1 protein-coding gene and 1 pseudogene are annotated in these 935 nt (G+C 61.7%); both read left to right on the top strand.

Annotation, left to right across the window (positions count from 1 at the left end; genetic code table 11):
- Positions 1–119, top strand: a pseudogene (gene copL / locus KVS69_RS18425) (transcriptional regulator CopL); the annotation flags it as partial.
- A 113-nt stretch (positions 120–232) separates the two neighbouring features.
- A partial coding sequence (locus KVS69_RS18420) for a multicopper oxidase domain-containing protein (RefSeq protein ID WP_217539433.1) occupies positions 233–935 on the top strand: 703 nt, incomplete at its 3' end.

The following is a 935-nucleotide window of genomic DNA, read 5'->3' as shown; positions in this document are numbered from 1 at the left end:
CACTTCCTGCGCGCCTGCATGTTTCGGTGCAACTGGCCTTGGGCCTGGATGTCATGCCGCTGCCCCTAGGGCATGCGGCACCTGCCTTGCCTCATCTGATCCGACCACCGATCGGCTAAGCGTCCCTAGGCGCCGCAATGGCGCCGTTGGTGTGGCTTGCATGCCTGTTTAGGCCAGCCGCCCGCTCTGTACCACCGCCCGCCGGTGGCAACACGACGCTTGGAGCATTTTCATGTCGCATGATGATTTTCGTGGTCCACGCGGTGGACCGCTGCTGCCTTCGCGGCGGCGATTTGTCCAAGGCTTGGCCTTGGGAGGCGCAGTCGCAGGATTAGGTTTCTGGCCCAAAGCCAGTTGGGCGCTCAAGGGGCCGGGACAACCCAACGTACTATCGGGCACTGAGTTTGACCTGACCATTGGCGAGACGCCGATGAACTTCACCGGCAAGACCCGCACCGCGATCACGGTCAACGGGTCCGTTCCGGCGCCGTTGCTGCGGTGGCGGGAAGGCACCACGGTCAACTTGCGCGTCTCTAATGCATTGCCCGCTAACTCCATCCATGGCGCGGACACCTCCATCCATTGGCACGGCATCATTTTGCCGGCCAACATGGACGGCGTGCCGGGTCTGAGCTTTGACGGTATCGGACGTGGTGAGACCTACCACTACCGGTTCACCCTGCATCAGGGCGGAACCTACTGGTACCACAGCCACTCAGGGTTCCAGGAACAAGCCGGGCTCTATGGCCCGATCGTCATCGACCCATTGGAGCCGGAGCCCTTCAGTTTCGATCGCGACTACGTCGTGATGCTGAGCGATTGGACAGACCTGGACCCGACGGCCCTGTTCGATCGTTTGAAGAAGATGCCGGGCCATGACAATTACTACAAGCGCACGGTCGGCGATTTTGCGCGCGATGTGAAGCGCAACGGCC

This window comes from Stenotrophomonas sp. GbtcB23, assembly GCF_019091045.1.
In the GTDB taxonomy this organism is placed as follows: domain Bacteria; phylum Pseudomonadota; class Gammaproteobacteria; order Xanthomonadales; family Xanthomonadaceae; genus Stenotrophomonas; species Stenotrophomonas rhizophila_A.
The sequence above is the reverse complement of the archived record's forward strand: the minus strand, read 5'-3'. Positions and strand labels throughout refer to the sequence as shown.